The sequence below is a fragment of the Microcoleus sp. Pol7_A1 genome, from assembly GCF_036701085.1.
GTDB classification, from domain to species: domain Bacteria; phylum Cyanobacteriota; class Cyanobacteriia; order Cyanobacteriales; family Microcoleaceae; genus Microcoleus; species Microcoleus asticus.
Genome location: NZ_JAUBQD010000048.1, coordinates 1 through 26172 on the forward strand (window position 1 = coordinate 1; position 26172 = coordinate 26172).

Sequence of the window (26172 nt, forward strand, 5' to 3'; positions counted from 1 at the left end):
CGCTCTTAAATTATAATGGAATTTTATCCCCAAAAACATGAGCCAACTCCGAGAATATATTGAAAAGCATCCATCCAAGACTAAAAGAATGTTGGGTATAGACTACGACCAATTAATACAACTAATTACCCATGCATAAAATTTGTACGCTCGTCAAAAAACATCTCAAGAAAGTCAGAAAACTCGGCTCATTAAACCAGGCAGCGGTCGCCCCCCTAAACTAACGATAGCAGACCAAATTATGTTGACATTAGTGTACCTGCATAACTTACCTACTTTTCAAATGCTTGGGGTACAATTTGGCATTGGTGAATCAACCGCTAATTATATTTTTCACCGCTGGGTAAAGATTTTAAGAGATTTATTGCCGGCTTCGGTGTTAGAACAAGTAAAAAAAAATGATGACGTTCGGGCATGGGTTCTGGAAATTTTGAAAGATGTTGAGTTGATAGTAGATAGCTACGAGCAGCCCATACAAAGACCTACAGACAATGAAGAGCAGAAAAAAAATTACTCTGGCAAACAAAAGAGGCATACTAAAAAGAACCAGGTAATAGTCATGCCATCCGGTAAAGAGATTGTTGACGTAGTAGTAGGAGAAACCGGAGCAACAGCCGACATAAACATTTGGAGAAAGCAGAGAGCGTCATTAGAAACATCACAAAAGTTTCAAGGAGATAAAGCTTATGTAGGAGAAGCATTAATTAATACTCCTCATAAAAAACCGCGTCAGGGAGTTCTGACTCCAGCTCAAAAAAGAGCGAATAAGTCAAAGGCTCAAAAAAGAATCTTTGTCGAGCATCTAATTAGATTATTAAAAATCTGGAGAGTAGCATCAGAAAGATTTCGCTTAAGAACGAAAAATTACGAGAGAGTAATTTTGGTGGTATGTGGATTAGTAAGATGGCGAATAGGTGCGCTCATTATGTATCAATAAAAGTCCCTACAAACTGAAAAAAAAAAAGTAAAATTTAGGTGATAAAATTGGGCCGTTTTTATCGATAGACCGTTGAAACCCTTATGGACGCGTTGGTTTCTGACGGACGGTTCCTGCAGGAACCGTCCGTCAGAAACCAAGCGGGGAAAGGGATTGGAATTATGGGAGAGGTCTAAACGAGAATAGCCTTTTTAGCAAAAAACGATCGCCCTTTTGGGAGAAAGCGATCGCCCTTTTTTTTTCAACAATTAGTTAACAACTATTAGTAATTACTAATCAAGCTGCTGCCTCTGCGTCTTCTTCTGCGTCTTCGGGTTCAGAACCTGCTTGAATTCCCAGCACTGTAACAACCACCTGATCGGGTTCGCCTAGAGCTACCACTCCCGGAGGCAAAACTAATTCGTGAATGTGCACCGCATCCCCTACCTTTAAATTAGAAATATCTACTTCAATTGCTTCAGGAATGCTGTCTGGTTTGCACTTAACTGCTAGTTGCGTCAGTACGGTATCCAAGATGCCGCCTTCTAACTTGACGCCGACAGCTTCGCCGACAAAATTCAGGGACACTTCAACTTCCAGACTGTCTTGAGTTGCCACGGAGAAAAAGCTCAGGTGGTAAGGATAGCCCTTCCAAGGATGAACTTGAACTTCCCGGAGCAAGGTTTTTCCGCTCCAAGAGAGGTCGGGAATGCTGAGGTCAATTAGGGCATTGTTGACTACGTGCTTTTTGAGCAGGTTTTCAACTGTTTTGGCTTTGATGGTAAGGGAAATGGATTCAGATCCTTTGTGGCCGTAGAGGACGGCGGGAATCAATCCAGAGCGGCGGAGGGCGTTAGGTTTGCTGCCTTCGGCCCGCTTTTGACATTCTACTGCGAGTTCCATTTTATGACTTTCTGTTGATTGTTTTCACATTTTATCAAATTTATGCTACAGAGATCGAACTTAATTAAATTCGCTGAATATTTGATCGTAATAATTGGGAATTGGGAATTGGGAATTTGGCTATTCTCCGAATCTCCGCCTCTCCAAATCTCCCTATCTCCCCATCACTCTTTCCCCATCTAAAATCTCAAACCTAAAATGGTTTGGCGGGATGGCCGTCAGCAGAGAGCAAAGCGCGTTTCGGCCCGTGAATCGGGTCTTCTACAATAATAGTTTGGTCGCGGCTCGCACCGAGAGAAACGATCGCGATCGGCACTGCCATCAAATCTGCCAAAAACTTCAGATAATCCAAAGCTTGCTGTGGCAAATCTTCCAAATTCCGGCAGTCTTCCGTTGACTGTTTCCAACCGGGAAGAGTTTCGTAAATAGGTTTGCACCGAGCAAATATCCGGGAACTTTTCGGAAAATCCACACAGCGTTCGCCGTCAATTTCGTAAGCCACGCAAACTTTTATTTCTTCTAATTCATCCAAAACATCTAGTTTGGTAATGGCCAGACAGTCAAGGCCGTTGATGCGGACTGCGTAGCGGCCGATTACTGCGTCGAACCAACCGCAGCGGCGTTTCCTGCCCGTTGTCGTGCCGAATTCGGCACCTCTTTCGCCCAAAATTGCGCCAACTCCATCTATCATTTCGGTAGGGAAGGGGCCTTCTCCGACGCGGGTTGTATAAGCTTTTGCTACGCCAATTACGCGATCGATCGCTGTTGGGCCGACTCCGGTTCCCACACAAGCCCCACCAGCGATGGGATTGCTCGAAGTAACGTAAGGATAAGTACCGTGGTCTAAGTCTAATAAAGTGCCTTGTGCGCCTTCAAACAGAATATTTTTCCGCTTGTGAATTCCCTCATAAATTTTCAGGGAACTATCAACTACGTGCGGCCGCAAACGTTCCGCATAAACTCGATATTCGTCAATTACCTCTTGGGGATTTAGAGGTGGCAAATTGTAGAGTTTTTCGAGAAGGACATTTTTACAATTAATCGTCCATTCCAGTTGTTCTCGGAATCCTTCCAAGTCCATTAAATCTAGCATCCGAATGCCAGTGCGTTCAGACTTGTCGGCGTAAGTAGGGCCGATGCCGCGTCCCGTGGTCCCGATTTTATAATTTCCCCGCTGCGTTTCCGATGCTACATCAATTAATCGATGATAGGGCATCGTTACGTGAGCCGTCTCCGAAATCATCAGGGAGGCTGTCGAAATATTCAGTTCCTCTAACTGGTCTAACTCTGCAATTAAAACTTTAGGGTCGATGACCGTACCGCAGCCGATGATACACTCTTTATCAGGGTAGAGAATCCCGGACGGAATTAAGTGCAGCTTGAAAGTCTGACCGTTTACTACCACGGTGTGACCGGCGTTGACGCCCCCTTGGTAGCGGACAACGATATCTGCGGATTTGCTGAGCAAATCGGTAATTTTGCCTTTTCCTTCATCGCCCCACTGGGCGCCGATCACAACTACGTTAGCCAAGGGTTTCTCGCGTTCAGTTCAGGTTGACACAATCTCCGATTATGGACGAATGCGTCCGAAATGTCAATCAATTTTAGATTTTAGATTTTGGATTTTAGATTTTAGAGGCTAGGCCACGGATACATCGGTTCACAGGTCGATCGGATACGCAAATTAGTGAGAGCCGATCCACAGACGAGTCCGGAGGCAACAGACCCGATTGTTTTCGGTCAAATTAATTTTTGTTAACATTGAGAAAATAGAGGCTTTGTTGCCATGACTTTACACGCTGAGTTGCACCGCCATCTGGGTGGTTCTGTCGTTCCTAGGGTGCTGTGGCGGTATTTCGATCGCCACAATGCTGAGATGGTTAATCGATTTCAAGAATACTCGGAGTTTGAGGAGTTTTACACTCGTCCGCGCAATACTCTCAATGAGTATTTGGAACTGCACACGCTGGTAGAAAGCGTTCAAACTGTTGAGACTTTGCCTTATTTCATCTATCGGTTGATGCGGGGCGCTTACGTGTTTGAAAATCTGGCTTATTTGGAGTTGCGCTATACGCCTTATTTGCGGACTCCAGAACATTTGAATCAGTCAGAACGCATAGATTTGATGGCAGGAATTGTAAAGGTTGTGGGCAAGGCAAGTCAAATTAGCGATTGTCCGATTGTTACCAGCCAAATTTTGTGTATGCACTCGCGTTTACCCTATGAGGTGAATCGGGCGATCGTAGATTTGGCGGCGCAAATGGGAGAATATGTTTGTGCGATCGATATAGCTGGCGGCGATGATTGTATTGGCGAGCGTTTGGAGGAGTTTGTAGGATTGTACCAGTACGCGAGGTCGATCGGCATCAAAACTACCGGCCACCTCTATGAAACTACCTCTGGCTGTTATCCCGAACTTTTGCCTTATCTGATGCGTATCGGCCACGGGATTCAAATTCCATTAAAATATCCCGAACTGCTGCCAGAAGTCGCGCGCAGGGGTCAATGCTTGGAGGTTTGCCCGACTACGTATCTCAAAACGGGGACGTTGCAGGATATGCGCGAATTGAAGGTTGTGTTCGATCGATGTTTTGAAGCTGGTGTCGATATTGCCATTTGTACCGACAACGCGGGATTGCACAACGTGCGGCTGCCTTTTGAGTACGAGAATTTGTTAACTTTGGATATCATTGATTTTCGGCAGTTGCAAGCGTGTCAAGAGGCAGCTTTTCGCCATGCTTTCGCGTGGCCCTACGACGAAAGGCCTGTGAAAATGCTGACAGGTTTGTTGCACCATGAGTCTGTACCCGCGATCGTTAATTAAAGAATATCTATTTAATGAACCGCGAAGGCGCGAAGAAAGACAAAGAGGAAGATAGGTAGATGTTTTCAGGTAAAGACTCTACTTGGAAATGAGAAAAAGCTCTTTCTTCTCTTCCTTCGCAATCTTTGCGTCCTAGCGGTTCGTTCAAAAAAATGAAAAGCGCTATAATAATTGACAACTAACGACGAATGACGAATAACTATGGTGCAATTAACTGCAAAAATCTCTGCTAACGAGTTAGCAAATTTGGCTGTAGATTTGATTCGGAAAACAGGTTGCGAGTACGGTGATGTGCGTTTTTGCACTTACCGAAAGCAGAATCTTTACGCGCGCGATCGATCTTTAAGTCAACTGTCCGATAATGTAAGTTCCGGTTTTGGCGTGCGGGTGCTTCTAGACGGCGCTTGGGGGTTTGCCGCCAGTCACAGCAAAACACCCGCAGAGGTTGCAAGAATAGTGGCTTTGGCTGTAGAAATCGCTAAAGGCAGCCGCCTAACTCAGAAGGAACCGGTGCGCTTAGTGCCTGTCGAAAAATATGTCGATACCTACATTACTCCGATCGCCATCGATCCTTTTTCTGTACCCGTTGCTGACAAAGCCGAACTGCTGCTAACTATCAACGAGAAGCTACTAGCACACGGCGCACAAGGCATCAAAAAAGCTTCTTCTTTTTTGCAGTTCAGCCGCGAAGACAAGGTTTTTGCTTCCACAGAAGGCTCGCTAATCGAACAAACAATCTACCGCAGCTATCCGGGTTTTGACTGTACGGCAATTGCGGGCGGCGATGCCCAAAGTCGCAGTTACGATCGCCCGCCAATGAATATCGGTTACGAACATATTAATCCTGAGGATTTGTTGAGTCAAGTCGAAAGAGTTGCGGCCGAAGCTATTGAGAAAGTCAGCGCTCCCACCGTTCCTGCTGGTATTTGCAAATCCCTAATTCTTAAGCCGACAAATTTGTATCTGACTATCCACGAATCTGTAGGACATCCAACAGAATTAGACCGGGTTTACGGCTACGAATCTAATTTTGCTGGCACGAGCTTTGCTACTACTGATAAGTTAAATAAACTGCAATATGCTGCACCTTGGGTGAATTTTAAGTGCGATCGCACTCAACCGGGTGGCCGCGGTACAATGGGTTACGATGATGAGGGCGTAAAATCACAAGATTGGTACGTTGTCAAGGATGGAATTTTAGTTGATTATCTCACTGACAGAGAGACGGCTTATCGCCTCGGACGCGTTAGCAGCAACGGTTCTGCTTACGCTGACAGTTGGTCGAGCGTGCCGATGGTGAGAATTCCCAATTTGGGATTGGAGCCGGGCCCGGATGGCGGCAGCCATACTGCTACTTTGGCACAGATGATTGCTGATACCGAAGACGGGATTTTAATCGACGGTATAGGTAGTTATTCGATCGACCAGCAGCGGCGCAATTTTCAATTCGGTGGCGATGCTTTTTGGAAGGTGGAAAAAGGTAAAGTTGTCGGTATGTTGAAAGATGTAACTTATCAGGCGATGACTACTGATTTCTGGAATCAAATAGATGCGATCGGGCCGGCTTCGGAGCTGGTTCAGTGCGGTACTCATATATGCGGAAAGGGCGAGCCGATGCAGGTTGCTCAGATGACTCACGCTTGTGTGCCGGTGCGAGTAAGGGATATTCAAATTGGCTAATAGGGCATCGGTTCTTAGTTATTAGTTAATTGCTAACCATGCCCAATTCGCAATGCCCAATTTGCAATACCCAATTCGCAATGCCCAATTCGCAATGTCTAATTACTAATCATGATTGTAACAACATCGCCCGCAAGTTTAAGTGAAGACCAAGCCTTATCTGTAGTAGAAAAAGCAGTCAAATTATCCAAAGCAGAGGAAGTATTTGTAAGTCTCTCTACTGGCGAAGAATCTCTTTCGAGATTCTCGGAAAATCAAATCAGCCAAAATATCAGCAAAACTGTATTTAACCTGAGCATTACTAGCTATTTTGGCAACAAAAGCGCCTCTGCTGCTGTTACAGAATTTGATGAAGATGCGATCGCCTCTGCAGTCAAGCGATCGGAAGAATTGGCCAGAATTGCGCCTGCAGACCCCGAATGGATGCCGCTGCTGCCGCCTCAAACCTACGATTTGCGATCGCCGGCATTCGACGCAGCAACGGCAACTGTATCGCCTCTAGCGCGGGCCAAAATGGTGCAGCAAGCTTGCGCCATTGCCGGACAGGGGGGGGCTCACGGTTCGGGTACTTTGAGCGCTGATGCGTCGCTGTACGCGATCGCCTCGTCAACCGGACTCCGCGCCTGCAACCAATCTACAGAGGCAGATTTCAGCTTTACTGCTCGCATTGACAACGGTTCTAGCTGGGCTCAGAGCACTGCTTGGAGTATCAACGAATTGCCGATCGCCCAATTAGCAGAACAAGTGCTCGATCGGGCGATCGCATCCCGCAACCCCCGCGAAGTCACTCCCGGCATTTATCCTGTAATCTTTGACGGTGCTGCTTTTGGGGACTTGCTACCGTGGGTAATTTGGAGTTTGGATGCGAGGGCGGCGGATGAGGGGCGATCGTTTATGTCGATCGCCGACGCAGAGGGAAAACCAGCGGGAAACCGCGCGGGAGAACAACTTTTTAGCCTGTTAGTGCAAGTGCAGCGCGATCCGGCTCATCCTTTGCTGCGATCGAATACTTTTTTCGGCGACGGATTGAGCAATAACTATTTGGAAATCATCAAAGATGGCGTCCCTCAAAGTTTGTCTTATTCCCGCTACTGGGCCGCACAAAAAGGCAAAGAGGCAAAAGGTGCTTATTACCCGATCGTGATGACAGGTTCAGACCAAAGTTTAGCAGATTTAATTGCTCAAACCGAGCGCGGAATTTTCGTCAGTCGAGCTTGGTACGTTCGGTACGTGAATCCGAAAACTTTGGAAGTAACGGGAATGACTCGCGACGGTACTTTTTGGATTGAGGATGGCAAGATTGCTTATCCGATTAAAAACCTGCGTTTCAATCAAGTTTTACCTGATATGTTGCGCGATGTGGATGCAGTTAGTGCGGTGAAGCGTTACGGCGGTAGTGTCGTGCCCGGAGTGCGCGTGAAAGCTTTTAATTTCACCAGTATTACTGACAGTTTGTAACTCGCACATTATAACGTAGGGTGCGTCGCTCCAAACAATCTGTAATTAAAATCGAAAATCTGGTAGCGACGCACCCGAAAAAGGGTGGATTTTACCAACTATCTTGACCTAAAACAAATTATATTGTAAACCCGCCCTCATCCTTTACTCTTATAAATACAACATTAATCAAATCAAAAAATGCCTCAAGTAGATATACATCCCGTTAAAAATCAACAAGAATTAGAAGAGATGTTTTACCAGCGGTGGCTGGTTTTGCGATCGCCTCTAGGAATGGAGATTGGTAGCGAAAGGGATAGTCACGAAGATGATGCTTTGCATTTAATTGCCATGTGCGATCGCCAAATCATTGCTTCAGCCCGACTGCGAGAATTATCCCCAAAATTAGGAAGCATCAGCTACGTTGCCGTCCTTCCTGAATTTCAAAATCGGGGAATTGGCACTAAATTGATTAAAAAATTAATAGCAAAAGCTCAGCAAAAAAATATCAAAACTTTGAGACTTATGTCTCGCATTAACGCCATTAAATTTTACCATAAACTCGGATTTTCCGAACAAGACAAGCCCTTTGAATTCCTCGGAATCCCGCACATATTTATGCAGTTAGACATTCAACCATGATTCCTGTAGGGGCGGGTTCACCAACAATATTTGTCAAAAACCGACAATCTCAAAAACCCGCCCCCGCCTATGTATTATGCACGATAGATCGGACACGCTTTTACACAGTTTCGACCAATTTTGGCAGCGAAACTGAAGGAGAGATTGCAAACTTTAACTCCTCCTTTTTCGAGTAAAAATGGATATTTTCTACCGAATATTTGACAAATTCTGACTCTTGTTTAGCACCGCAGGAACCTTTGAGTCGAACAGTTTTTGTTTCATCTTTTACCAAATCGGCACGATAGGTGTACGTACCGTCGGCTTTTTTAAAGGTAATTTCAGCTAAAAAAGCATCATTTTTTGTGTCTAAATCGAGAATTTTGCTGGCGACTTTGTAGTTAAACCAATCCCACCCGTAAAGCACGATCAATTCTCTTTCCAAAACTTGGATAGGATTTGGCAAAATTCCCCAACCACGATAAACTTTATTCAAGCATTCGATATCGCCTGTTCGCGTTAAAATTGATTGGAACGACGCGCGATCGAGATTTCCGTAATATCTGCCATCAGGCAAATCGATCGCAGTCGGTGCAAAGCGGTGTCCCCCAAAGTGACTGGCTCTCCAAACGCGAACATCATTCAATTCTAACTCAGAAGCTAAAGCAGTTGCTTGGGCATAAAAAGGATTGCCGTATCTCGCACAACACATATCATGACTGCCGTGAGTGCAAACCAAAATGTCTCTAGTTTGCTTGTTTTTAGTTTCGCAATCAGGGACTTCTCCAGCTAAATAACTTTTGACAACTCCCGCTACTTTATCAAAACTATCTACATTAAATTCATGCTTTTCGTAACCGCCAAAAAGTTCCTGTTCTTTATTTTCATAAATCAAAACTTTGCGCTGATTTGAACATTTTGTTCGATCGTTATTTATCAACAAAAATCTGATTTTCTGTTTTGAACGTTCTACTTCCTCTACCAAATCCTTGAGATTTTGGGAAATTTGTTTAGAATTAAACGCTTCAGATTCCCAAGGTAAACAACATTCAATTAATATATAGGTTTGGTAATTACTACCGCTGCCAATAATATCCTCTTCAACGCATTTAGAAGCATCAGCACAAAAAAACTTATCCATCATTGTTTAACTCATTGTATGTGTCAGAAATTGGTCTTTGTACAACCCATTTATAAGAACTCATGTTCTTCTCCAATTTTAACCAACAAAAATAATTCCTTCAACTACCAGCTTCGACAAAAGTGGCACTACATCTATTTCCCAATCATAATCCGGCAACCAATCCATAACATCTTCCCCAGTAAAAAACTCCGTACTAAATAAATTGTCCATAAATTTAGCTGTGACTCCTCTCAGGGATACTTCTTTACCTGCAACAACTATTTTGTATCCGCCACCATCAGATAATTCGTGAATTCTCACCCGCTGAAACTTGGGAATTCTAAACTTGGTTTGCACACCACAGGGAAAAATATTGAATCCTGCTTGATGAGGCAAAGAATATTTGGCAACAGGTTTTCCTAAACTGTCCAGATAACTGCTATACTCATCTGCAAGATTTTTACTGTTTGCGTAGCGCTGCAATTGGGCAATTAAACTGTTGACATTTGCATTGATAGAATCTGCGTTTGTTCGTAGCGGTAAACTTTTGCGCCAATCTGATTGTTCGCGCAATTCGCTAACCAACCATTCTAAAAAGTCAATTCCGGTTTTGCAATGTATTCCTAATGTTAAATGCAGCGATGGTTCTTCGCAAGCAACTGCATAATGCCAATGTCCGCGCGGTATGTAAAGCACATCCCCTGGATGTAAAATACAGCTTAAATATGCTTCGGTTTCTGGTGGTGGAAAAGATGAGGATTTTTGATCTTTCAGCGGATACTTAATTGTATCTTCAAATACATACCATTGCTTGATTCCGTCTACTTGCAATATAAAAACTTCGTGGGTGTCATAATGGGAAAAAAAGCCTTGTTTTTCCGGCCAGGAACAGTAGGCATTTACTTGATTTCCATAGCCAAAATCTGATTTTATTTCCGCAGCAAAGTTAGCGATTTCTGGAATTAGTTTGTGTACTTCATTTATAATTAAAGTTGCTCCCGATTGGCAGGATTTGATGAGGTTTTCATTGGCGCTTTCATCGAGAACTTTTCCTCCTATTGCTAATCGAATATCGGGATATCTTAGTTCGTGAAAGTTGAGGAGGTAGTTTAGTTTTTCCCAGGAAAATAGGTGTACAAAATTTTTCTTACCTTCGCTGGGGATCAAAACTGCTTTGGTTGTCCAATTGTTGTCTAAAAATTCTTTGAGATTGTATGGTTGCAATAGGTTGGCGAGCGATCGCATAATTGTTTATGACAATTTTTATCAATAAAAATTGAACAAATTAATTTTTAGAGGCAATGCCCCTATAGTTATCCCGCAAGCAAGGAGTAAAATCTATTACTTCTTGCTTGGGGATCGAAGTCTAACAGAAAAGACTTTTAATTATTCGTTGCTAACATCGCTACCATCAGCATCAACATTCAGATGAGATGAGAGGTTTTTAGCTGTTACCTGCTTGGCAATTTCCTTGACTTCAACTTGAATTTTGCTGGCACGGGATTGTTTGAAAGTCGATCCGTCAATTTGCTTTGACATAAATGTCTCCAAATGTAGTAAACCGATCTAGCTCAGATGTTCCTTAACAATTGTGTTGAGGGTTCAATCTCAAGCTCTAAGTACCTTAGCATAAAGTCAATAAATTGCGCAAGTAGTTAATAAAGATTTTCAAGAGTTGAGAAGAAAGCTCATCCGCAAGATTGAGAAATTAAGTTGATCGTGAGAGCTGAAGTCCTGTGAAAGTAAGAGTTTTAAGGTTTACTGCCTATGCTGCCGCGGTCAGCGCTATAAATAGAGGGATGGAAATGCGAGGACTTGTTGAATATTATTCTTAATAAGTTGGGATTGGTGAACCGACGCATCTGCCTTAAGGTACATTATTTTTTTGAGACTTAGGATTAAAACCAGCTACTATGGTGATCGGTCAGTTATCAGTTGTCAGTAGTAACCACTAACAATTAACAATTAACAATTAACCATTACCATTAACCATTAACAAATGAATCAATATTTTGCTACAGTTGCGCGCGGTTTAGAAACTATTGCCGCCCAAGAATTAGAACGTTTAGGGGCTCAGGATGTCAAGCCAGATTTTACTGGGGTTTATTTTGCGGGCGATCGCACTTTATTGTACCGCGTCAATCTTTGGTCGAGAACAATTTTTCGAGTGCTAATGCCGATCGCCGAATTCCGGTGTTACAACTCGGATATGCTCTACCGCGAAGTGCAGAAAATCCCTTGGGACGAATACTTATATCCCGAAAATACTTTAGCAGTAAACTGCACCGGCGGCAACGAAAAGTTGAACCACACTCACTATACAGCTTTGCAGGTCAAAAATGCGATCGCCGACCAACAGCGCCTTCAATTTAACAAGCGTTCTAATGTTGATGTAGAGCATCCTGATTTGCTAATTAACATTCACATCCATCAAAATAGAGCTATTTTAAGTTTAGACAGTTCTGGCGGCAGTTTGCACCGGCGGGGATATCGACCGGCGATGGGGCTTGCTCCACTCAAAGAAACCCTAGCTGCGGCTTTGTTGGAGATGGCAGAATGGACGCCAGATTTGCCGTTTTTAGACCCGATGTGCGGTTCTGGAACTTTGCCTTTGGAAGCGAGTTTAAAGGCTTTGAATATTGCACCGGGATTGTTTCGAGAAAAGTTTGGATTTATGACTTGGCGGGATTTTGACGAACCTTTGTGGGATAAATTGTGGGCCGAAGCTGAAAACAGCGAGTTACCGGAACTTCAGCAAGTGGTTGCTGGGTGCGATCGCGATTCCGATATGTTAACCCAAGCTCGCACGAACGCGCAGCAAGCTGGTATTTCCGGTAAGATTCAGTTTGCTCAAACCGAGCTATCCCAGTTGGAAGCACCCGCAGACAGAGGCGTTTTGATTTGCAATCCTCCCTACGGAGAAAGGCTGGGAGATGCTAGCGAATTGGGAGATTTGTACAAGATGTTAGGGGATATTTTCAAGAATCGTTTTAAAGGTTGGAATGCGTTTATTTTGACTGGGAATAAGGAGTTGGGTAAAAAGGTGGGACTCAGGACATCGCGGCGAATTCCGGTTTTTAATGGATCGATTCCGTGTACTTTGCTCAAGTATGAACTGTATTAGGGGAGAGGATATGGGAAAAAATCAGAGGTACTAATAGTAAAGAAAAAAAAGAATATATGCTGAATTAAATGGTTCAACAATAATCAAATTAAAATACTCCTTTTTCATTTGATTATATTTTTTTCTTACTTTTAATATCCTGTCATGTAAATTAATCACAATACTTGTAGGGCTGGGTTTCACTAACAATCTGTAGTTCACATCCATAATATCTATAAACCCGCCCAGCCCGATCGACAGAATTTCATTACGGGCAATTCAACGGAAATGACATAACATCTACACCGGCAAAAAAGAAACGTGAGCGGAAACAATTTTCCACCCTTGAGGAAACTTCCGCCACATCTGACTCTGCCGCCCCAGTCGCACCACTCCATCCATTACACGGCGAAATTCCAGCGTCACAGCCGCCGTGTCTGCATCGAATGTCACGACTTTGAGGTTGAACATTTCTCGATCGACATTTACAGGCGATCGCCCTTGGCGAAAAGCCCTCACCTCATCGCTTCCGTACAAGTTCTCCGTCACCCCAAACCGCACGACTTCCGGCGCATCCCAGAACAAATTATCGAGAGTTTCAATATCGTTCGTACAAAGAGCTTTTTCGTATTTTAAATATAGTTCAGTTAACTGGGCTGCCACAGCAGAATCATTGATAACAGTCATTCGATTTTAGATTTTAGATTTTAGATTGACACCACGGATAAATCCGGGGGCTTGAGGATGCAAGGATTTTGGATTTTGGATTGATTCCACGGATAAATCAGGGGGCTTGTACCATCAAGAAATTATTGGTGATAAATTGTAGATTTTAAAACTCTTAATTTTCACAAGTTTTGTTTGCAATAAGGACTCTTCGTCCTTACTACAAACGCAACTAATTAGTGAAAATTAATGCTCAATTTTCAGGGAAAGAATCTTGTCACCTTGGCGGATAGCATTGACGACAGACATATCCTCAGTTTTGCCAAAAGTTGTGTGAACTCCATCTAAATGAGACTGGGGAGAATGGCAAATAAAGAATTGGCTACCACCCGTATCTTTACCTGCGTGAGCCATCGATAAAGTTCCTGCCAAATGTTTGTTGGAGTTGATTTCGCACTTGATTTTGTAGCCGGGGCCGCCGGTTCCATTGCCTTTTGGACAGCCACCTTGAATCATAAAGTTAGGAATGACTCGGTGAAAAGCCAATCCATCGTAAAAACCTTTTTCCGCCAAGTCAACAAAATTCTTCACTGTGTTAGGCGCATCCGCATCGAACAATTCCAAATTGATTGTGCCTTTGTCGGTTTCCATAATAGCGCGGGTCATGATTTTTCCTTGCTTCCTAAAATGAGTGTGTTGCCTGCGTGTTAATTGCGGACTTCGCTTTTATAGCGACAGGTTTCAAACTGTCGTTATATTGTGGCTTTCAGAAGTGTAGCATATTCCGGCAACTCTCATAGGACTTATTATGTGTGCTTTCTGAGGAAACCCGGTTTATTGCGAGATTTCGGGTTAGCAAAACCAATATTTTCCGAGACACCGGGTTTGTTACCCTCTGTCATATTTTAATGGTTGGTCACTTGCGGGCGCTCGGGTTCTTCCTGAATATCGCTCATATTAAAAATGAAAGGAACCCGACTCGAACCGCTGCCCATCACCAACACTTTTGGCATCTGAGCGCCCCCGCTTCTCCAAGCTTCGATCGCCTCTTTTTGCAGAACTAAATTGCCGCCCTGAGCCTTCAAAGTTTCAGCCAACAGCCTTTGAGCTTCCGCCCTACCTTGAGCGCGGTTAATGTCAGCTTGAGCCTGTTGCTCTGCTTCCTGAGCCACATAAACAGCCCTTTGCGCCCGCTGTTCAGCAACCTGTTTCTCCTCAACCGCTTTTGCAAAATCTGTGGAGAATCGAATGTTAACAACGCTCGTATCGAGGACGATTACATCATACTTTGATAGCCTGTCCTTCAGCGCAGTATCAAAGTCTCTCTTCAGTTCACTTCTTTGAGTAATAGATTGTTCGGCGGTTCTGAGTGCAGCCGCTGTTTTAAATGCTTCTTGAGTCTGAGGAGCAATAATTTTTGAGACTATATTCTCCAAAGTTCCTTGAGTTCTTCTGATCTCAACTATTCTCTCAGCATCAAGGCGAAAATTGATCGCAAAACTAGCATTTAAATCCTGAAGGTCTTTAGTAGCACTCTGGGCCGGAACTTCAAATTTTTGCACTGTTACATCGTACACATCTACCTTAGAGATCAGCGGGGGTCTGAGGTGAAACCCCTCTAACAATGCTCCATCTCTGGCTTTTCCTAAAACGCTGACTACCCCTGCTTCGCCTGGATTGATGACGACAAAACAGTTTAAACCGATGAGTAGCGCGCCTACTAATAGAATCCCAGCGAGTGCTGATGATATGCTCTGAAAACTTTGATTTTTCAACTTACACGCTCCTTTGTGCTCATTTCATTATAATGGTTAAATAGATTGGGTCGCCTCTAAAGTCTCAAATCTAAAATTACAATCTAAAATGGATGGGGTTGCCTCTGAAATCTTAAATCTAAAATGGATGGGCTGATGCTCAAAATTGTTAAATATCCTAGAACTTATCACATCGAAGGTTCGCGTTTCCAACCAGGCGATGAAGACCTCGATAGCGTGCCATTTAGCGCCCTGAGCGATCGCCCTACAGTGATTGAAGAAAAGGTAGACGGCGCTAATACAGGCATCAGCTTCGCACCAGACGGACAAATGCTGCTGCAAAGTCGCGGCCACTATCTCACCGGCGGGCCGAGGGAAAAACATTTTAACTTATTCAAACAGTGGGCTTTCAGTCTCAGCGGAACCCTGGGAGAAGTCCTGGGAAATCGCTATATTCTTTACGGTGAATGGCTTTATGCCAAACACACTGTCTTTTATGATTTTTTGCCGCACTATTTCATGGAATACGATGTGCTCGACTTAGAAACAAATCAATTTTTGAGTACAGAATCCCGCCGCAATTTGTTAAGCGGACTGCCGTTAGTGTCCGTTCCCGTGCTGTTTTCGGGAGTGTTGAAATCTCCCAAGCAAATGATGCAGTTTATGGAAAAATCTAATTTTATTCAACCCGGACATTTGGAAAGCTTGCGTTTGTACTGTCGGGAATTGGGATTAGATGAAGAACGGTGTTTGAAAGAGACTGACAAGAGCGATCGCATGGAGGGTCTGTACATTAAAGTCGAAGAAGATGGCATAGTAAAGGCGCGTTACAAATACGTGCGTGCCAGTTTTTTGACTGCTATTAAAAATGCCGAAGGACATTGGCTAAATCGCCCAATTATACCCAATATTCTGCGTCCCGGCGCAGATTTATTTAATTTTAGTTAACTAGCAGGTGAATTTATGAATACACTGTTATCGCCCTCGCCGCCTTGGACTTTTCCCTTTTGTCCCGAACCGCCCAATTGGTTCCTGGATTGGGACGGTATTCAAACGCATTTCGACTGGATTGACAGCCTCAAAGGATGTCAGCAAGACCCGATTTACCACGCCGAAGGAGATGTTTTTATTCACACCAAAATGGTCTGTGAAGCCTTAATATATTCCCCAAATTGGCGGCAACTTCCCGAAAAAGAACGATCGATGCTTTTTGCCGCCGCTTTGCTGCACGATGTCGCAAAACCAACCTTTACAAAAATCGAAGCCGACGGCAGAATTAGCTCAAAAGGTCACGCCCGCCAAGGTGCGAGAATGGTCAGACAAATTTTATCTGAATTCGAGCCGCCTGTGCAGTTTGAGATTCGCGAAACAGTTGTGGCGATCGTCAAATTCGGCAGTTTACCCATCTGGCTGATCGACAAACCCAACCCGCAGCAGTCAGTAATTAAAGTTAGTCAAGTTGTCCGCTGCGATTTCCTCGCACTTTTAGCAGAAGCAGATGTGCGCGGCCGCCACTGCGCCGACAAACAAGAATTGCTCGATAAAATACAACTATTTCGGGAGTTTTGTCAAGAAAATAATTGTTTGGATTCTCCCCGACAATTCCCATCAGCACACAGCCGATTTATCTACTTCCGCAAAGAGAACGGAAACCCGGATTACGAAGCATTTGACGACACTAAATGCGAAGTAATTTTGATGTCTGGCTTGCCAGGAAGCGGTAAAGATTATTGGGTTCGGAAAAATCTCCCAGATTTGCCAGTAATCTCGCTGGATGCACTGCGAAAAGAGATGAATGTCCCTCCCGGCGAAACCCCTGGAAATGTGGTCACAGCAGCCAAACAAAAAGCGCGCGAATACATGAATGAGGGGCGTTCTTTTGTGTGGAACGCCACGAATACCACTAAACAAATGCGGCAGCAATTAATTGATTTTTTTGCTGCTTATCAAGCGCGAATTCGCATTGTTTATCTGGAAGTACCTCTACAAGAAATGTTGCAGCGGAATCGATCGCGCACAGCAACAGTACCCGAAGCAGTCATTCGCAAATTAGCTGCGCGGCTGGATATTCCAGATATCACAGAAGCGCATCAAGTCGAGTGTATAGTAGCCGATCAGGCTACTTTAGGGGCGATGCCCCGCAGTTAGCTATATTACTTCAACGCGCTACCAATTCCTTTTTTCCTAAAAGAGAATCGTCATAATGCGCCAACAAATCAGCAGGGTGATCGTAAATTTCCGCAGCATTTGCCAGCGAAGCATCATCGAAACCTCCGCACCGAAAAGCAATTACTGGCACCCCGCACTTGCCCGCAGCTTCGATATCGTAAGGAGTATCAGCTAACATCACAGTCTGACTCGCTTCCAGCTTCAATTTGCTCAAAGCAGCTTCCACAATATCCGGTTCCGGTTTAGAAGCTTCCGCATCGCTCGATGTCGCCGCTTCGTCGAGCAAATCATCTACCTGTGCGGCTTTCAGCAAATCGGAAAGTTCTTCGCTGGTAGCTGAAGTAGCAATAATTAGCCGCAGTCCTTCTTGCTGCATTTTTAACAGCAAATCCCGCGAACCGGGGGTTGGAGAAAGTTCGGGAGCAAAGCGGTTAATAATCAGTTCTTTGCGCCGCTGTGCAATCTTTTTCCCGTCGCCTGCTTCGTCGGAAAGTCCTGATACCATTTTGGGTATAACTTTGTCGCCTCTCATGCCAATTAGCGGGCGAACTTTCTCGAACGGCACCTCGTAGCCGTAAGCCGCAAATGACTCTACCCAAGCTTGAGCGTGGGCGTCATTGCTGAGCACGAGAGTGCCGTCAATATCGAGAATTACTGCTTGCAATTGCATAACTTATTTGTTGTTAGTTATTAGACTTATTGTCAAAACCTGGTTTGTAGTAAGGACTGAAGTCCTTAACTAATTAATTAGGAAATCAGCGATAAAAGTTCTTACTACAAACCTTTGGTTTGTAGTAAGAACTTTCGTTTTTGTTAGGTTAGGAGTAAGCATTTTAGTCCTTAGTTAGTTAAGTCAATCTGGGACTGGCAAGCTTACTATTAACTTTTTGATTGGCTATTTCATGCCTGTGCCGTGCAATTTGGGTTCGGGCGGCGGCGGTACTACTTCTGGCCCTAACGGTTGGGGATTGGCGACATATTCAAACTCGCCTTTGCCGTCCATTGATTTGCCTTTTGCCCAGCGTCCCTGGCTACTTTCGGAACCTTCAGAATGATTCCAAAACTGATAAGCAAATTCAGACTTTTCCAACTCCTGCGGGAAGGAACTCGGAACGGGGGTTGTTTCCATTCCCGAACTTTCTAGATCTTCGATCGCCGCCAGCCACAAATTTTGGTGCATCGTGTCGCGGGCGATCATAAAACTCAGGGTGTCTTTGACGCCCGCATCGTCTGACATTTCATACATCCGCACAGCCTGCAATCTTCCTTGCGATTCGGCGTGCAAATTCGAGCGAAAATCTGCTAAAAGATTGCCGCTAGCAACGATATAACGGCCGTTCCAGGGATACCCTACGCTGTCGCTAGGAAGTGCGCCCAAACCCGATACAATTGCGTGCTGCGGATTCATGCTGGCGGCGATCGCATCTCGGGGGCTGTTTCCACCCATCACAGCACCCACCACAGCATCCTTGAAACCGTCTTCTTGCATAGATACAGGAGCTTTATCTAACAAGTGAGCAATCATAGTTGCTAGCATCTCGATATGCCCGATTTCTTCTGTACCGACATCAAGCAGCATATCGCGATATTTGGCAGGGCCTCGGCAGTTCCAACCTTGAAATAGGTACTGCATCATCACGGTCATTTCGCCAAATGTACCGCCAATTAGTTCTTGTATTTTCTTGGCGTAAACGGCATCTGGCTTTTCTGGTCTTTTGTAATACTGTAGTGGCTTCTTATGGTAAAACATGGGGAATTCCTCCCAGGGTTGTTTGATTAACTTCCCTTATTTGTAACGCTGCCCGTGAGGGAGGAAATCAGCTTTTAGTCATAAAGAAATTCAATCAAACCCGGTTATCTTTATCACTTTAGTTTAATGCGGTTTTTCGCGCCCGCGAACTAAAGACTCTATTAAATTTAGTCGATCGTACATTCTATTTAAACAAACACAGCGCTGTGTCTTCCGGGTGTCAAAAAAAACGTCAAAACCGCCCTCCGGCAGAGGTTTTAACCCCTGTGGGAGAGCGGTTTTTCGGGTTGAGCTGACACCTATGTGCCGTGTCCCTAGCCCTAGCTTCCAGTCCCCCCCTTAACAAGGGGGGGCTAGGAGGAATGTCTTGAATCAGCTAGTTTTATAGTTTTCCTCAGTCCAACAGCGCGGTAGAGCTTCACCGGAAGGAAACACTAATTTACTTTTTGGAAAATTTGCTTTCTCTTGCTCTTCTTCACCAGCTTGATTTTTTCCCGGCACTTCATTTTTTGTAGGGCTGATTAAAGCATCTACATCGAGGATTTCAATCAAGTCGCCTGATTCTTTTTCTTGTAAAAGCATAGTTTTTCCTTGAAGGCTAAATGCGAGTTAGGGTTTGAGGACAACTTTGATGCAGTTGTCTTTTTTCTGTTTGAAAATCTCGTAAGCGTGGGGCGCTTCATCCAATTTCATTCGGTGCGTAATTACGAATGACGGGTCAATTTCGCCTTTTTGAACGCGATCGAGCAAAGGCCGCAAATAGCGGTGAACGTGCGTCTGTCCCATTTTCATGGTCAAACCTTTGTTGAAAGCTGCACCTAATGGCACTTTGTCAACGAAGCCGCCGTAAACGCCGGGAATTGACACTGTACCACCCTTGCGACACGCAAGGATCACTTGTCGCAGGGCCGTAGGTCGATCGCTCTCCAACCGCACGGCTTGCTTGGCTTTGTCGTACAAAGCGTCGAGACCGGTGCCGTGGGCTTCCATCCCCACCGCGTCGATGCAAGAGTCGGGCCCGCGTCCCCCCGTCATTTCGGTGACTGCTTCCCCGGCGTCCATTTCTTCGTAATTGATGATTTCAGCTTTAGCCGCGGCCGCCATTTGCAAGCGTTCCGGTACGCGGTCGATCGCAATTACTCGATCGGCCCCCAGCATAAACGCGCTTCTGATCGCAAATTGTCCGACTGGCCCACATCCCCAAACTGCTACAGTATCCCCCGGCTGAATATCGCAGTTTTCGGCCGCCATGTAACCGGTAGGAAAGATATCGGTGAGGAACAATACTTGTTCGTCAGAAAGTCCGTCGGGAATTTTTAAAGGGCCGACATCTGCAAACGGAACCCGCGCGTATTCTGCTTGGCCTCCTGCATAGCCGCCCGTTAAATGCGAGTAGCCAAACAGTCCCGCCGGCGAATGACCGTAGATTTTTTCAGCCAGCCCAGCATTGGGGTTGGAGTTGTCGCACAGCGACCACAAATCGCGGTTGCAAAAGAAGCAACTGCCGCAAGAAATAGTAAAAGGAATGACGACGCGATCGCCCTTTTTTAAGTTCTTGACTTGGCTGCCGAGTTCGACTACTTCCCCCATGAATTCGTGCCCCATGATGTCGCCCGATTGCATTGTCGGGATGAAGCCATCGTAGAGGTGCAAATCTGAGCCGCAGATTGCTGTAGACGTGATTTTAACTATTGCATCGCGCGGATTGATAATTGTTGGGTCTGGTACATTATCAACTCGCACATCATTTGCTCCGTGCCAGCAAAGAGCTTTCATTATTTTTTCCCTCTAGTTAACTACTAGCTAGTAGATTTTTGATTGTAAATCTTAAATTTACTACGCTGATAAATTACTTATTTGGATGATTTTTAATTTAACCCGATAAAATAAATTTTATCTCTATCGTAGGTATAATTTATAAATCTATCTTCCGGCTGTTTTCAATAACAAAAATGTAAAGTTTATCCTCCAACGAAAGTGGGGGAGATTTCACATTCTTCTGTTAAGCCCCAACAGTTATAGCAACCGCGCCCGACGGTTAGAACGTTCTTAATTGCTGAAACCGTTGCCGAAGATTGCTTCTTCCTTCTCTCCTAGATAACTAAAGCCTTATTCCTTCTCTTCTAGATAACTAAAGCCTTATTCCTTATTCCTTTTTCCTTGTTCTTTCTTCCTTCAACATCTGCTATAACAGCTAACAGCTACATAGCTGAGATTGTTTTTGTCGATCGGCGATCGCTCTTCTCTCACAATAAATAAAACCTTCGCACTTAATCTCACTATAGCGGAGGCAGAACCTCACTTTAGATAAATAGCGACCAAAAACTTCTCAACAAAAAGCGGGTTTATCGATTATTAAGTAGGGTGCGTGACTTTTGTATAGCTCAACACAATGCCCCAATATTGAGAATCACGCACCCTGCTTAAGAAGGATTAATCGTCAAATATTGTATATTAGTTATAGCTAAAAGCCGAGCTTGCGCTAAAGTTGTTAAAGATTAAAATTTATCGATCGCCTTTTATGCCTTACACTGCATCTACCCCAACAGACCCCAATCAACCCAACATCCGCAATGCCGACCACCGCCTATTAGAATTCACCAAGCTAACGCCGATGATGCAGCGGTATGTGGAAGTGAAAGAACAGTATCCCCACGCACTTTTATTGTTTCGAGTCGGAGATTTTTTTGAGTGTTTTTTCCAAGATGCAGTTACGATTTCGCAGGAATTAGAACTTGTTTGTACTAGCAAAGAAAGCGGCAAGGAAATTGGCAGAGTGCCGATGACAGGAGTGCCGCACCACGCCCTCGACCGCTACACTTCAATGTTAGTAGAAAAAGGCTATGCTGTAGTAGTTTGCGACCAAGTAGAAGATGCGTCGATTGCTGCGAAAGAAGGCCGCCAAGTCAAGCGCGAAATTACCCGCATTCTCACTCCCGGAACTTTGACTGATGACGGAATGCTCAAACCCAGACAAAATAATTTTTTAGCAGCAGTCGTCATCGCTGGGGAACATTGGGGATTGGCTTATACTGATATTTCTACGGGAGAATTCGTCACTACCCAAGCAGATAGTTTAGAACAATTAACCTTAGAATTGCTGCGCTTGCAACCTTCGGAAGTCTTGGTACCGACTAATGCGCCGGATTTGGTGACTATGTTAAGGCCCGGAGAGAAATCAGAGCATTTGCCCGATTGTTTGCCGAATTCGTTTTGCTATTCTTTGCGATCGCAAGTTCCGTTTAGTTTGTCCGAAGCAAAACAGAGAATCCTGCAAAAGTTCAAAGTGCGATCGCTCGAAGGTATGGGATGCGGACACCTTTCTCTCGCAGTGCGCGCCGCCGGCGGTTTGCTGCAATATCTCGAAGAAACTCAAAAGGAAAAAGCAGTTTCTTTGCAAAGATTGCACACTTACACTCTCACCGATTTTCTCGTACTCGACTACCAAACCCGCCGCAATCTCGAAATTACTCAAACAGTGAGAGATGGGGTTTTTCACGGTTCGCTGCTGTGGGCGATAGACAAAACCAGCACCGCAATGGGAGGCCGCGCTTTGCGCCGCTGGGTGCTGCAACCTTTGCTCAACATTAAAGGCATTGGCGCCCGACACGACACGATTCAAGAATTAGTAGAAAATAACGCCCTGCGCCAAGATTTGCAGCAGTTGCTGCGCCAAATTTACGACATCGAAAGACTGACAGGCCGCGCCGGTTCGGGAACAGCTAGCGCCCGGGATTTGGTCGCTTTAGCTGATTCTCTGGGAAAACTGCCGGCATTAGCCTCGATCGCAGCCCAAGGGATCTCGCCCTATTTGAAAGCGCTGCAAAATGTACCGCCAATTTTAGAAGAATTAGCAAGTAAAATTCACGATCATTTAGTTGATGAACCGCCGATTCATTTAAAAGAAGGAGGTTTGATTCGATCGGGAATCAATGCCATGCTTGATGAAATGCGCCAAACTGCATCAGCAGACCAAGAATGGATTGCAAATTTAGAAGCAACTGAGAGAAAACGCACGGGAATTTCTAATTTAAAAGTAGGCTACAATAAAGCTTTCGGCTATTACATCAGCATTACCAAGTCGAAAGTAGACCAAGTGCCGAACGACTACACCCGCAAGCAAACTCTCACCAATGAAGAACGCTACAGCACTGAAGAATTAAAAGAAAGGGAAGTGCGAATTCTGACAGCGCGGGAAGATTTAAATCAATTGGAATACGATATTTTTGCTAAAGTGCGATCGGAGGTAGGAGAACACGCCGAAATTATTCGCAATGTTTCCCGCGCCGTGGCGGCGGCCGATGTTTTGTGCGGTTTGTCAGAAGTAGCAGTTTACCAAAATTACTGCCGCCCGACTATGACAGAAAGCCGGGAAATTAAAATTATTGAAGGTTGTCATCCTGTGGTGGAAAAGTCTTTGCCGCCGGGATTTTTTGTACCTAATTCTGCTTTTTTGGGTCGGGAAGAATCGTTAAACCGCCCAGATTTAATTATTTTAACTGGCCCGAATGCTAGCGGGAAAAGCTGCTATTTGCGGCAGGTGGGTTTGATCCAGTTAATGGCGCAAATGGGCAGTTTTGTGCCCGCGAAAGCTGCGAGTTTGGGAATTTGCGATCGGATTTTTACCCGCGTCGGCGCAGTAGATGATTTGGCAACCGGTCAATCTACGTTTATGGTGGAAATGAACGAAACTGCAAATATTCTCAATCACGCCACGCCGCAATCATTGGTGTTGTTAGATGAAATTGGTAGGGGAACGGCGACGTTTGACGGACTGTCGATTGCTTGGTCTGTGGCAGAATATTTAGCAACTGAGATTCGGGCGCGGACAATTTTTGCGACTCACTATCACGAATTGAATGAGTTAGCTTCTATTTTAGATAATGTCGCAAATTATCAGGTGACAGTCAAAGAATTGCCGGATCAAATCGTATTTTTGCACCAAGTTCAGCCGGGAGGTGCTGACAAATCTTACGGAATTGAAGCGGGCAGATTAGCTGGTTTACCGCCGTCGGTGATTGACCGGGCGAGACAGGTGATGAAGCAGATTGAGAAACATAGCAAAATTGCGATCGGGCTGCGGAAAGGTGTTAAAAAAGATGGTAAAAAAGAGTCTGAGGGCGAACAGTTGGATATTTTTGAGGATTGAAATTTCCGGTGGGAAAAAATTTGTAGTAACTGAGATATTGCACCATTTTCAATAAGTCTTTCAGGGGCGGGCAGGATGCCCACCCCACAAGAAAATTTAATTTTTGTGGAACAGGCAGGATGCCTGTTCTTGAGCATGGTGCAATATCTCAGTTACTACTTTTACTACAAACCAGGAACTCTCCAGCAACTCTAACGCCCATTTTGCAACTTTCTTACCTCTTTGTGCACGCTCATCCCTATTTCCAAAGCCTCATTCAACAACCGCCCGTATTCAGTCGCCCGATCGCTTACATCCACCGCCATCAAAGCAGCCAAATTACTTTCAATATTAGCAAATAACTCGTAACGGCGGCCGATAAATTGCTGATTTTCCCTGAGAATCCTTTCTGTTTTTAAAGCACAGACTAAACTTTCTCTAGTAATTTTTAATGCCTCAATTGCATCTGCTCGGTTAATTAAATTGGCTTGTAAATTGCCAGCAGCCGTTAGGCGATCGATAATATCTAAAGCCTGGATCACCTCATGATACTTCTCAACTTCATCCAGCAGACCCGCCAGCGTTGCCAGAGGCTTTGCCTTAACCCATTTATAGATATTCCAAGCAACAGTAATCGCCAGCGACAAACCCAAAGTTATTTGTAAAACCCGGACAAATATCTCAGCATCGCTAAATGAACCAACATTATGTTGATTAGCAAGTAAAGCCACAGGCAGTGAAACAACTAATGTCACGCAAAATATCAGCAACTCATTCAATAAAAGAGAGAACAGCTTTTTCCCGTTCAGGAGTGCCGCCGATCGGTAAAAGTCGGCTGCAAAACCGTCGCTCAAAGCTATTCCGCTCAAATCCTCTAACTCTCTTTCCGGAATTGTCAACTCATCCAAATCCGCTTGTATCACTATTTCAAATCTCCTTAACTTGACATTAATTAAAACCCTCCAATCGACCTAATTGAATCCCACAGACTCAGATAAAAATTGCTTTCTCGGTTTCGGAACAGTTGAAAAGCTTGTCCAGGTGCGCCAAAAAACGGTCTCAGCGTCCATCCCAACTGACTGCCAACAAACGCATAGAGTCCCAACCAAAAGCGCAAAATATTTAGCCTGATGTCTTTGCCTTCCGTATCTTGTTCGGACAGAAAGTGCATTCCTTGATAAATGAAACTTACGCCCAAAAATCCTGTGATTGCCATAATAGCAACATTCAACACCAGATAAAAATTGTAATTGGTACTACTGAGAAGAAAAAACAGACTGACAGGTGCAAATCCAAATAGCAAAACGCTAATCATCGCCATCGCTGTCATCAACAATGTCAAATACTGTTCAAAAGTTCGTTTTGAACCAAACATGACATTAAAAAAGTACAGTGTGGGAAAGCAGATAATCAGCGTCAGCAAGTAAAGTGCTGGCAGCTTAATTGCTGAAACTAGACATTGCATCCACGTACTCGATGCACCTAATATCGCTCCGTAAATGCCAAAAAATACGGTACTAGAAATCAACAAACCGAAAATTTTAGATTTGAGCTTGACACCTTGGCGAATTTCTTCGAGAAATTGTTGCCGTTCCCGCAGCAAATACATTACTACTGAAAAATATTTCACGGGATCTCCTTGTGACTGATGCGACTCCGAATCAGTCATAACTCAAGCTGAGTGCGCTCGGCAAGCTTGTCAAATCAGGGAACTCTATGTTAACCAATTATTCTTGCAGATACAGGACTTACACAGTACGTAATTATGTTGGGTGTTCTTCTGCCGCGCACCTTACCGCTATTGACTATGGGCTGGATATTTCTAGTCAAATTCTAGTCACATTGTCTCCAAATTGTATCCAAAAAGGTCATTTGATAGTCATTCCGTAGTCAAATCGTAGTCAATTTCTAGTCACTTGGAGCCCCGACTCACCCCTATTCTGGGCAATAAAAAACCTCAAACCGTTGACTTATCGTTGGTTTGAGGTTTTTGTAGGCGCAAGCGGGCAGCGGGAATCGAACCCGCATAGTTAGCTTGGAAGGCTAAAGTTTTACCACTAAACTATGCCCGCGCACAGAAACTAAACATACCACAAGT

General features: G+C 44.5%; 23 protein-coding genes and 1 tRNA gene. 9 read left to right on the forward strand and 15 right to left on the reverse strand.

Annotated elements, in window-relative coordinates; genetic code table 11:
- The first annotated feature begins 142 nt into the window (after window positions 1-142).
- Window positions 143-937 (forward strand): transposase family protein, encoded by a 795-nt coding sequence (locus tag QUA20_RS23030; protein WP_333191436.1) that lies wholly within the window; start codon window positions 143-145, stop codon window positions 935-937.
- 276 nt (window positions 938-1213) lie between these two features.
- On the opposite strand, the gene QUA20_RS23035 is transcribed toward QUA20_RS23030, so the two are convergent.
- A complete protein-coding gene (locus QUA20_RS23035; protein WP_333191438.1) occupies window positions 1214-1819 on the reverse strand; it encodes a 50S ribosomal protein L25/general stress protein Ctc in 606 nt (201 codons plus the stop codon).
- A 193-nt stretch (window positions 1820-2012) separates the two neighbouring features.
- The gene (locus tag QUA20_RS23040; protein ID WP_333191440.1) at window positions 2013-3350 is read right to left on the reverse strand and encodes an adenylosuccinate synthase; all 1338 of its coding nucleotides are present in this window, start codon (window positions 3348-3350) and stop codon (window positions 2013-2015) included.
- 255 nt (window positions 3351-3605) lie between these two features.
- Here QUA20_RS23040 and QUA20_RS23045 point away from each other — a divergent pair, with 255 nt between their 5' ends.
- From QUA20_RS23045 to QUA20_RS23060, 4 genes are all read left to right on the forward strand, one after another.
- Entirely contained in the window at window positions 3606-4643 is a 1038-nt protein-coding gene (locus tag QUA20_RS23045) for an adenosine deaminase (RefSeq protein ID WP_333191442.1), read from the forward strand.
- A 201-nt stretch (window positions 4644-4844) separates the two neighbouring features.
- Window positions 4845-6323: a TldD/PmbA family protein gene (locus QUA20_RS23050; RefSeq protein ID WP_333191445.1), complete on the forward strand. Its 1479-nt coding sequence runs from the start codon at window positions 4845-4847 to the stop codon at window positions 6321-6323.
- A 111-nt stretch (window positions 6324-6434) separates the two neighbouring features.
- The gene (locus QUA20_RS23055; RefSeq protein WP_333191447.1) at window positions 6435-7781 is read left to right on the forward strand and encodes a TldD/PmbA family protein; all 1347 of its coding nucleotides are present in this window, start codon (window positions 6435-6437) and stop codon (window positions 7779-7781) included.
- A gap of 180 nt (window positions 7782-7961) precedes the next feature.
- On the forward strand, window positions 7962-8402 hold the full coding sequence (locus QUA20_RS23060) for a GNAT family N-acetyltransferase (RefSeq protein ID WP_333191450.1): 441 nt from the start codon (window positions 7962-7964) through the stop codon (window positions 8400-8402).
- A 100-nt stretch (window positions 8403-8502) separates the two neighbouring features.
- Here QUA20_RS23060 and QUA20_RS23065 read toward each other — a convergent pair whose 3' ends face one another.
- The 3 genes from QUA20_RS23065 to QUA20_RS23075 all read right to left on the reverse strand — a co-directional run bounded on the left by QUA20_RS23065 (window position 8503) and on the right by QUA20_RS23075 (window position 11043).
- Window positions 8503-9525: a sucrase ferredoxin gene (locus QUA20_RS23065; protein ID WP_333191452.1), complete on the reverse strand. Its 1023-nt coding sequence runs from the start codon at window positions 9523-9525 to the stop codon at window positions 8503-8505.
- Between the two features lie 75 nt (window positions 9526-9600).
- On the reverse strand, window positions 9601-10749 hold the full coding sequence (locus tag QUA20_RS23070) for a JmjC domain-containing protein (RefSeq protein ID WP_333191453.1): 1149 nt from the start codon (window positions 10747-10749) through the stop codon (window positions 9601-9603).
- A gap of 141 nt (window positions 10750-10890) precedes the next feature.
- Window positions 10891-11043, reverse strand: coding sequence for a hypothetical protein (locus QUA20_RS23075; protein ID WP_333024559.1), 153 nt, complete (start codon window positions 11041-11043; stop codon window positions 10891-10893).
- 460 nt (window positions 11044-11503) lie between these two features.
- Here QUA20_RS23075 and QUA20_RS23080 point away from each other — a divergent pair, with 460 nt between their 5' ends.
- On the forward strand, window positions 11504-12628 hold the full coding sequence (locus QUA20_RS23080; protein WP_333191455.1) for a THUMP domain-containing protein: 1125 nt from the start codon (window positions 11504-11506) through the stop codon (window positions 12626-12628).
- 279 nt (window positions 12629-12907) lie between these two features.
- Here QUA20_RS23080 and hpxZ read toward each other — a convergent pair whose 3' ends face one another.
- From hpxZ to QUA20_RS23095, 3 genes are all read right to left on the reverse strand, one after another.
- Window positions 12908-13294 (reverse strand): oxalurate catabolism protein HpxZ, encoded by a 387-nt coding sequence (gene hpxZ, locus QUA20_RS23085; RefSeq protein WP_333191457.1) that lies wholly within the window; start codon window positions 13292-13294, stop codon window positions 12908-12910.
- A 225-nt stretch (window positions 13295-13519) separates the two neighbouring features.
- Window positions 13520-13939: a peptidylprolyl isomerase gene (locus QUA20_RS23090; protein WP_172185822.1), complete on the reverse strand. Its 420-nt coding sequence runs from the start codon at window positions 13937-13939 to the stop codon at window positions 13520-13522.
- A gap of 239 nt (window positions 13940-14178) precedes the next feature.
- On the reverse strand, window positions 14179-15048 hold the full coding sequence (locus QUA20_RS23095; protein WP_333191460.1) for a prohibitin family protein: 870 nt from the start codon (window positions 15046-15048) through the stop codon (window positions 14179-14181).
- A 135-nt stretch (window positions 15049-15183) separates the two neighbouring features.
- Here QUA20_RS23095 and QUA20_RS23100 point away from each other — a divergent pair, with 135 nt between their 5' ends.
- A complete protein-coding gene (locus tag QUA20_RS23100) occupies window positions 15184-15975 on the forward strand; it encodes an RNA ligase family protein (protein ID WP_333191462.1) in 792 nt (263 codons plus the stop codon).
- Window positions 15976-15990: 15 nt separating this feature from the next.
- Complete coding sequence (locus QUA20_RS23105; protein WP_333191465.1) at window positions 15991-17175, forward strand: AAA family ATPase; 1185 nt, start codon at window positions 15991-15993, stop codon at window positions 17173-17175.
- A 10-nt stretch (window positions 17176-17185) separates the two neighbouring features.
- Here QUA20_RS23105 and QUA20_RS23110 read toward each other — a convergent pair whose 3' ends face one another.
- The 4 genes from QUA20_RS23110 to QUA20_RS23125 form a co-directional block, all read right to left on the reverse strand.
- The gene (locus QUA20_RS23110; protein WP_333191466.1) at window positions 17186-17866 is read right to left on the reverse strand and encodes an HAD family hydrolase; all 681 of its coding nucleotides are present in this window, start codon (window positions 17864-17866) and stop codon (window positions 17186-17188) included.
- 225 nt (window positions 17867-18091) lie between these two features.
- On the reverse strand, window positions 18092-18946 hold the full coding sequence (locus tag QUA20_RS23115) for a manganese catalase family protein (protein ID WP_333191468.1): 855 nt from the start codon (window positions 18944-18946) through the stop codon (window positions 18092-18094).
- A gap of 372 nt (window positions 18947-19318) precedes the next feature.
- Window positions 19319-19528, reverse strand: a complete 210-nt coding sequence (locus tag QUA20_RS23120; protein ID WP_172185828.1) for an acetyltransferase — start codon at window positions 19526-19528, stop codon at window positions 19319-19321.
- Window positions 19529-19555: 27 nt separating this feature from the next.
- On the reverse strand, window positions 19556-20722 hold the full coding sequence (locus tag QUA20_RS23125) for a zinc-dependent alcohol dehydrogenase (RefSeq protein ID WP_333191471.1): 1167 nt from the start codon (window positions 20720-20722) through the stop codon (window positions 19556-19558).
- Window positions 20723-21467: 745 nt separating this feature from the next.
- Here QUA20_RS23125 and mutS point away from each other — a divergent pair.
- Window positions 21468-24095 (forward strand): DNA mismatch repair protein MutS, encoded by a 2628-nt coding sequence (gene mutS, locus QUA20_RS23130; protein WP_333191473.1) that lies wholly within the window; start codon window positions 21468-21470, stop codon window positions 24093-24095.
- A 191-nt stretch (window positions 24096-24286) separates the two neighbouring features.
- Here mutS and QUA20_RS23135 read toward each other — a convergent pair whose 3' ends face one another.
- From QUA20_RS23135 to QUA20_RS23145, 3 genes are all read right to left on the reverse strand, one after another.
- A complete protein-coding gene (locus tag QUA20_RS23135) occupies window positions 24287-24997 on the reverse strand; it encodes a hypothetical protein (RefSeq protein ID WP_172185831.1) in 711 nt (236 codons plus the stop codon).
- Window positions 24998-25026: 29 nt separating this feature from the next.
- On the reverse strand, window positions 25027-25704 hold the full coding sequence (locus QUA20_RS23140; protein WP_333191476.1) for an actin-binding WH2 domain-containing protein: 678 nt from the start codon (window positions 25702-25704) through the stop codon (window positions 25027-25029).
- A 371-nt stretch (window positions 25705-26075) separates the two neighbouring features.
- Window positions 26076-26146 (reverse strand) — tRNA-Gly (locus tag QUA20_RS23145).
- Window positions 26147-26172: the final 26 nt, after the last annotated feature.

Excerpts from the sequence above, each read along its gene's own strand:
- QUA20_RS23100 (WP_333191462.1), top strand. The coding sequence starts at position 15,184 with ATGCTCAAAATTGTTAAATATCCTAGAACTTATCACATCGAAGGTTCG.
- QUA20_RS23050 (WP_333191445.1), top strand. The coding sequence starts at position 4,845 with ATGGTGCAATTAACTGCAAAAATCTCTGCTAACGAGTTAGCAAATTTG.
- QUA20_RS23105 (WP_333191465.1), top strand. The coding sequence starts at position 15,991 with ATGAATACACTGTTATCGCCCTCGCCGCCTTGGACTTTTCCCTTTTGT.
- QUA20_RS23125 (WP_333191471.1), bottom strand. The coding sequence starts at position 20,722 with ATGAAAGCTCTTTGCTGGCACGGAGCAAATGATGTGCGAGTTGATAAT.
- QUA20_RS23045 (WP_333191442.1), top strand. The coding sequence starts at position 3,606 with ATGACTTTACACGCTGAGTTGCACCGCCATCTGGGTGGTTCTGTCGTT.
- QUA20_RS23090 (WP_172185822.1), bottom strand. The coding sequence starts at position 13,939 with ATGACCCGCGCTATTATGGAAACCGACAAAGGCACAATCAATTTGGAA.
- mutS (WP_333191473.1), top strand. The coding sequence starts at position 21,468 with ATGCCTTACACTGCATCTACCCCAACAGACCCCAATCAACCCAACATC.
- QUA20_RS23065 (WP_333191452.1), bottom strand. The coding sequence starts at position 9,525 with ATGATGGATAAGTTTTTTTGTGCTGATGCTTCTAAATGCGTTGAAGAG.
- QUA20_RS23060 (WP_333191450.1), top strand. The coding sequence starts at position 7,962 with ATGCCTCAAGTAGATATACATCCCGTTAAAAATCAACAAGAATTAGAA.
- QUA20_RS23035 (WP_333191438.1), bottom strand. The coding sequence starts at position 1,819 with ATGGAACTCGCAGTAGAATGTCAAAAGCGGGCCGAAGGCAGCAAACCT.
- QUA20_RS23070 (WP_333191453.1), bottom strand. The coding sequence starts at position 10,749 with ATGCGATCGCTCGCCAACCTATTGCAACCATACAATCTCAAAGAATTT.
- QUA20_RS23080 (WP_333191455.1), top strand. The coding sequence starts at position 11,504 with ATGAATCAATATTTTGCTACAGTTGCGCGCGGTTTAGAAACTATTGCC.
- QUA20_RS23055 (WP_333191447.1), top strand. The coding sequence starts at position 6,435 with ATGATTGTAACAACATCGCCCGCAAGTTTAAGTGAAGACCAAGCCTTA.
- QUA20_RS23115 (WP_333191468.1), bottom strand. The coding sequence starts at position 18,946 with ATGTTTTACCATAAGAAGCCACTACAGTATTACAAAAGACCAGAAAAG.
- QUA20_RS23110 (WP_333191466.1), bottom strand. The coding sequence starts at position 17,866 with ATGCAATTGCAAGCAGTAATTCTCGATATTGACGGCACTCTCGTGCTC.
- QUA20_RS23075 (WP_333024559.1), bottom strand. The coding sequence starts at position 11,043 with ATGTCAAAGCAAATTGACGGATCGACTTTCAAACAATCCCGTGCCAGC.
- hpxZ (WP_333191457.1), bottom strand. The coding sequence starts at position 13,294 with ATGACTGTTATCAATGATTCTGCTGTGGCAGCCCAGTTAACTGAACTA.
- QUA20_RS23120 (WP_172185828.1), bottom strand. The coding sequence starts at position 19,528 with ATGCTTTTACAAGAAAAAGAATCAGGCGACTTGATTGAAATCCTCGAT.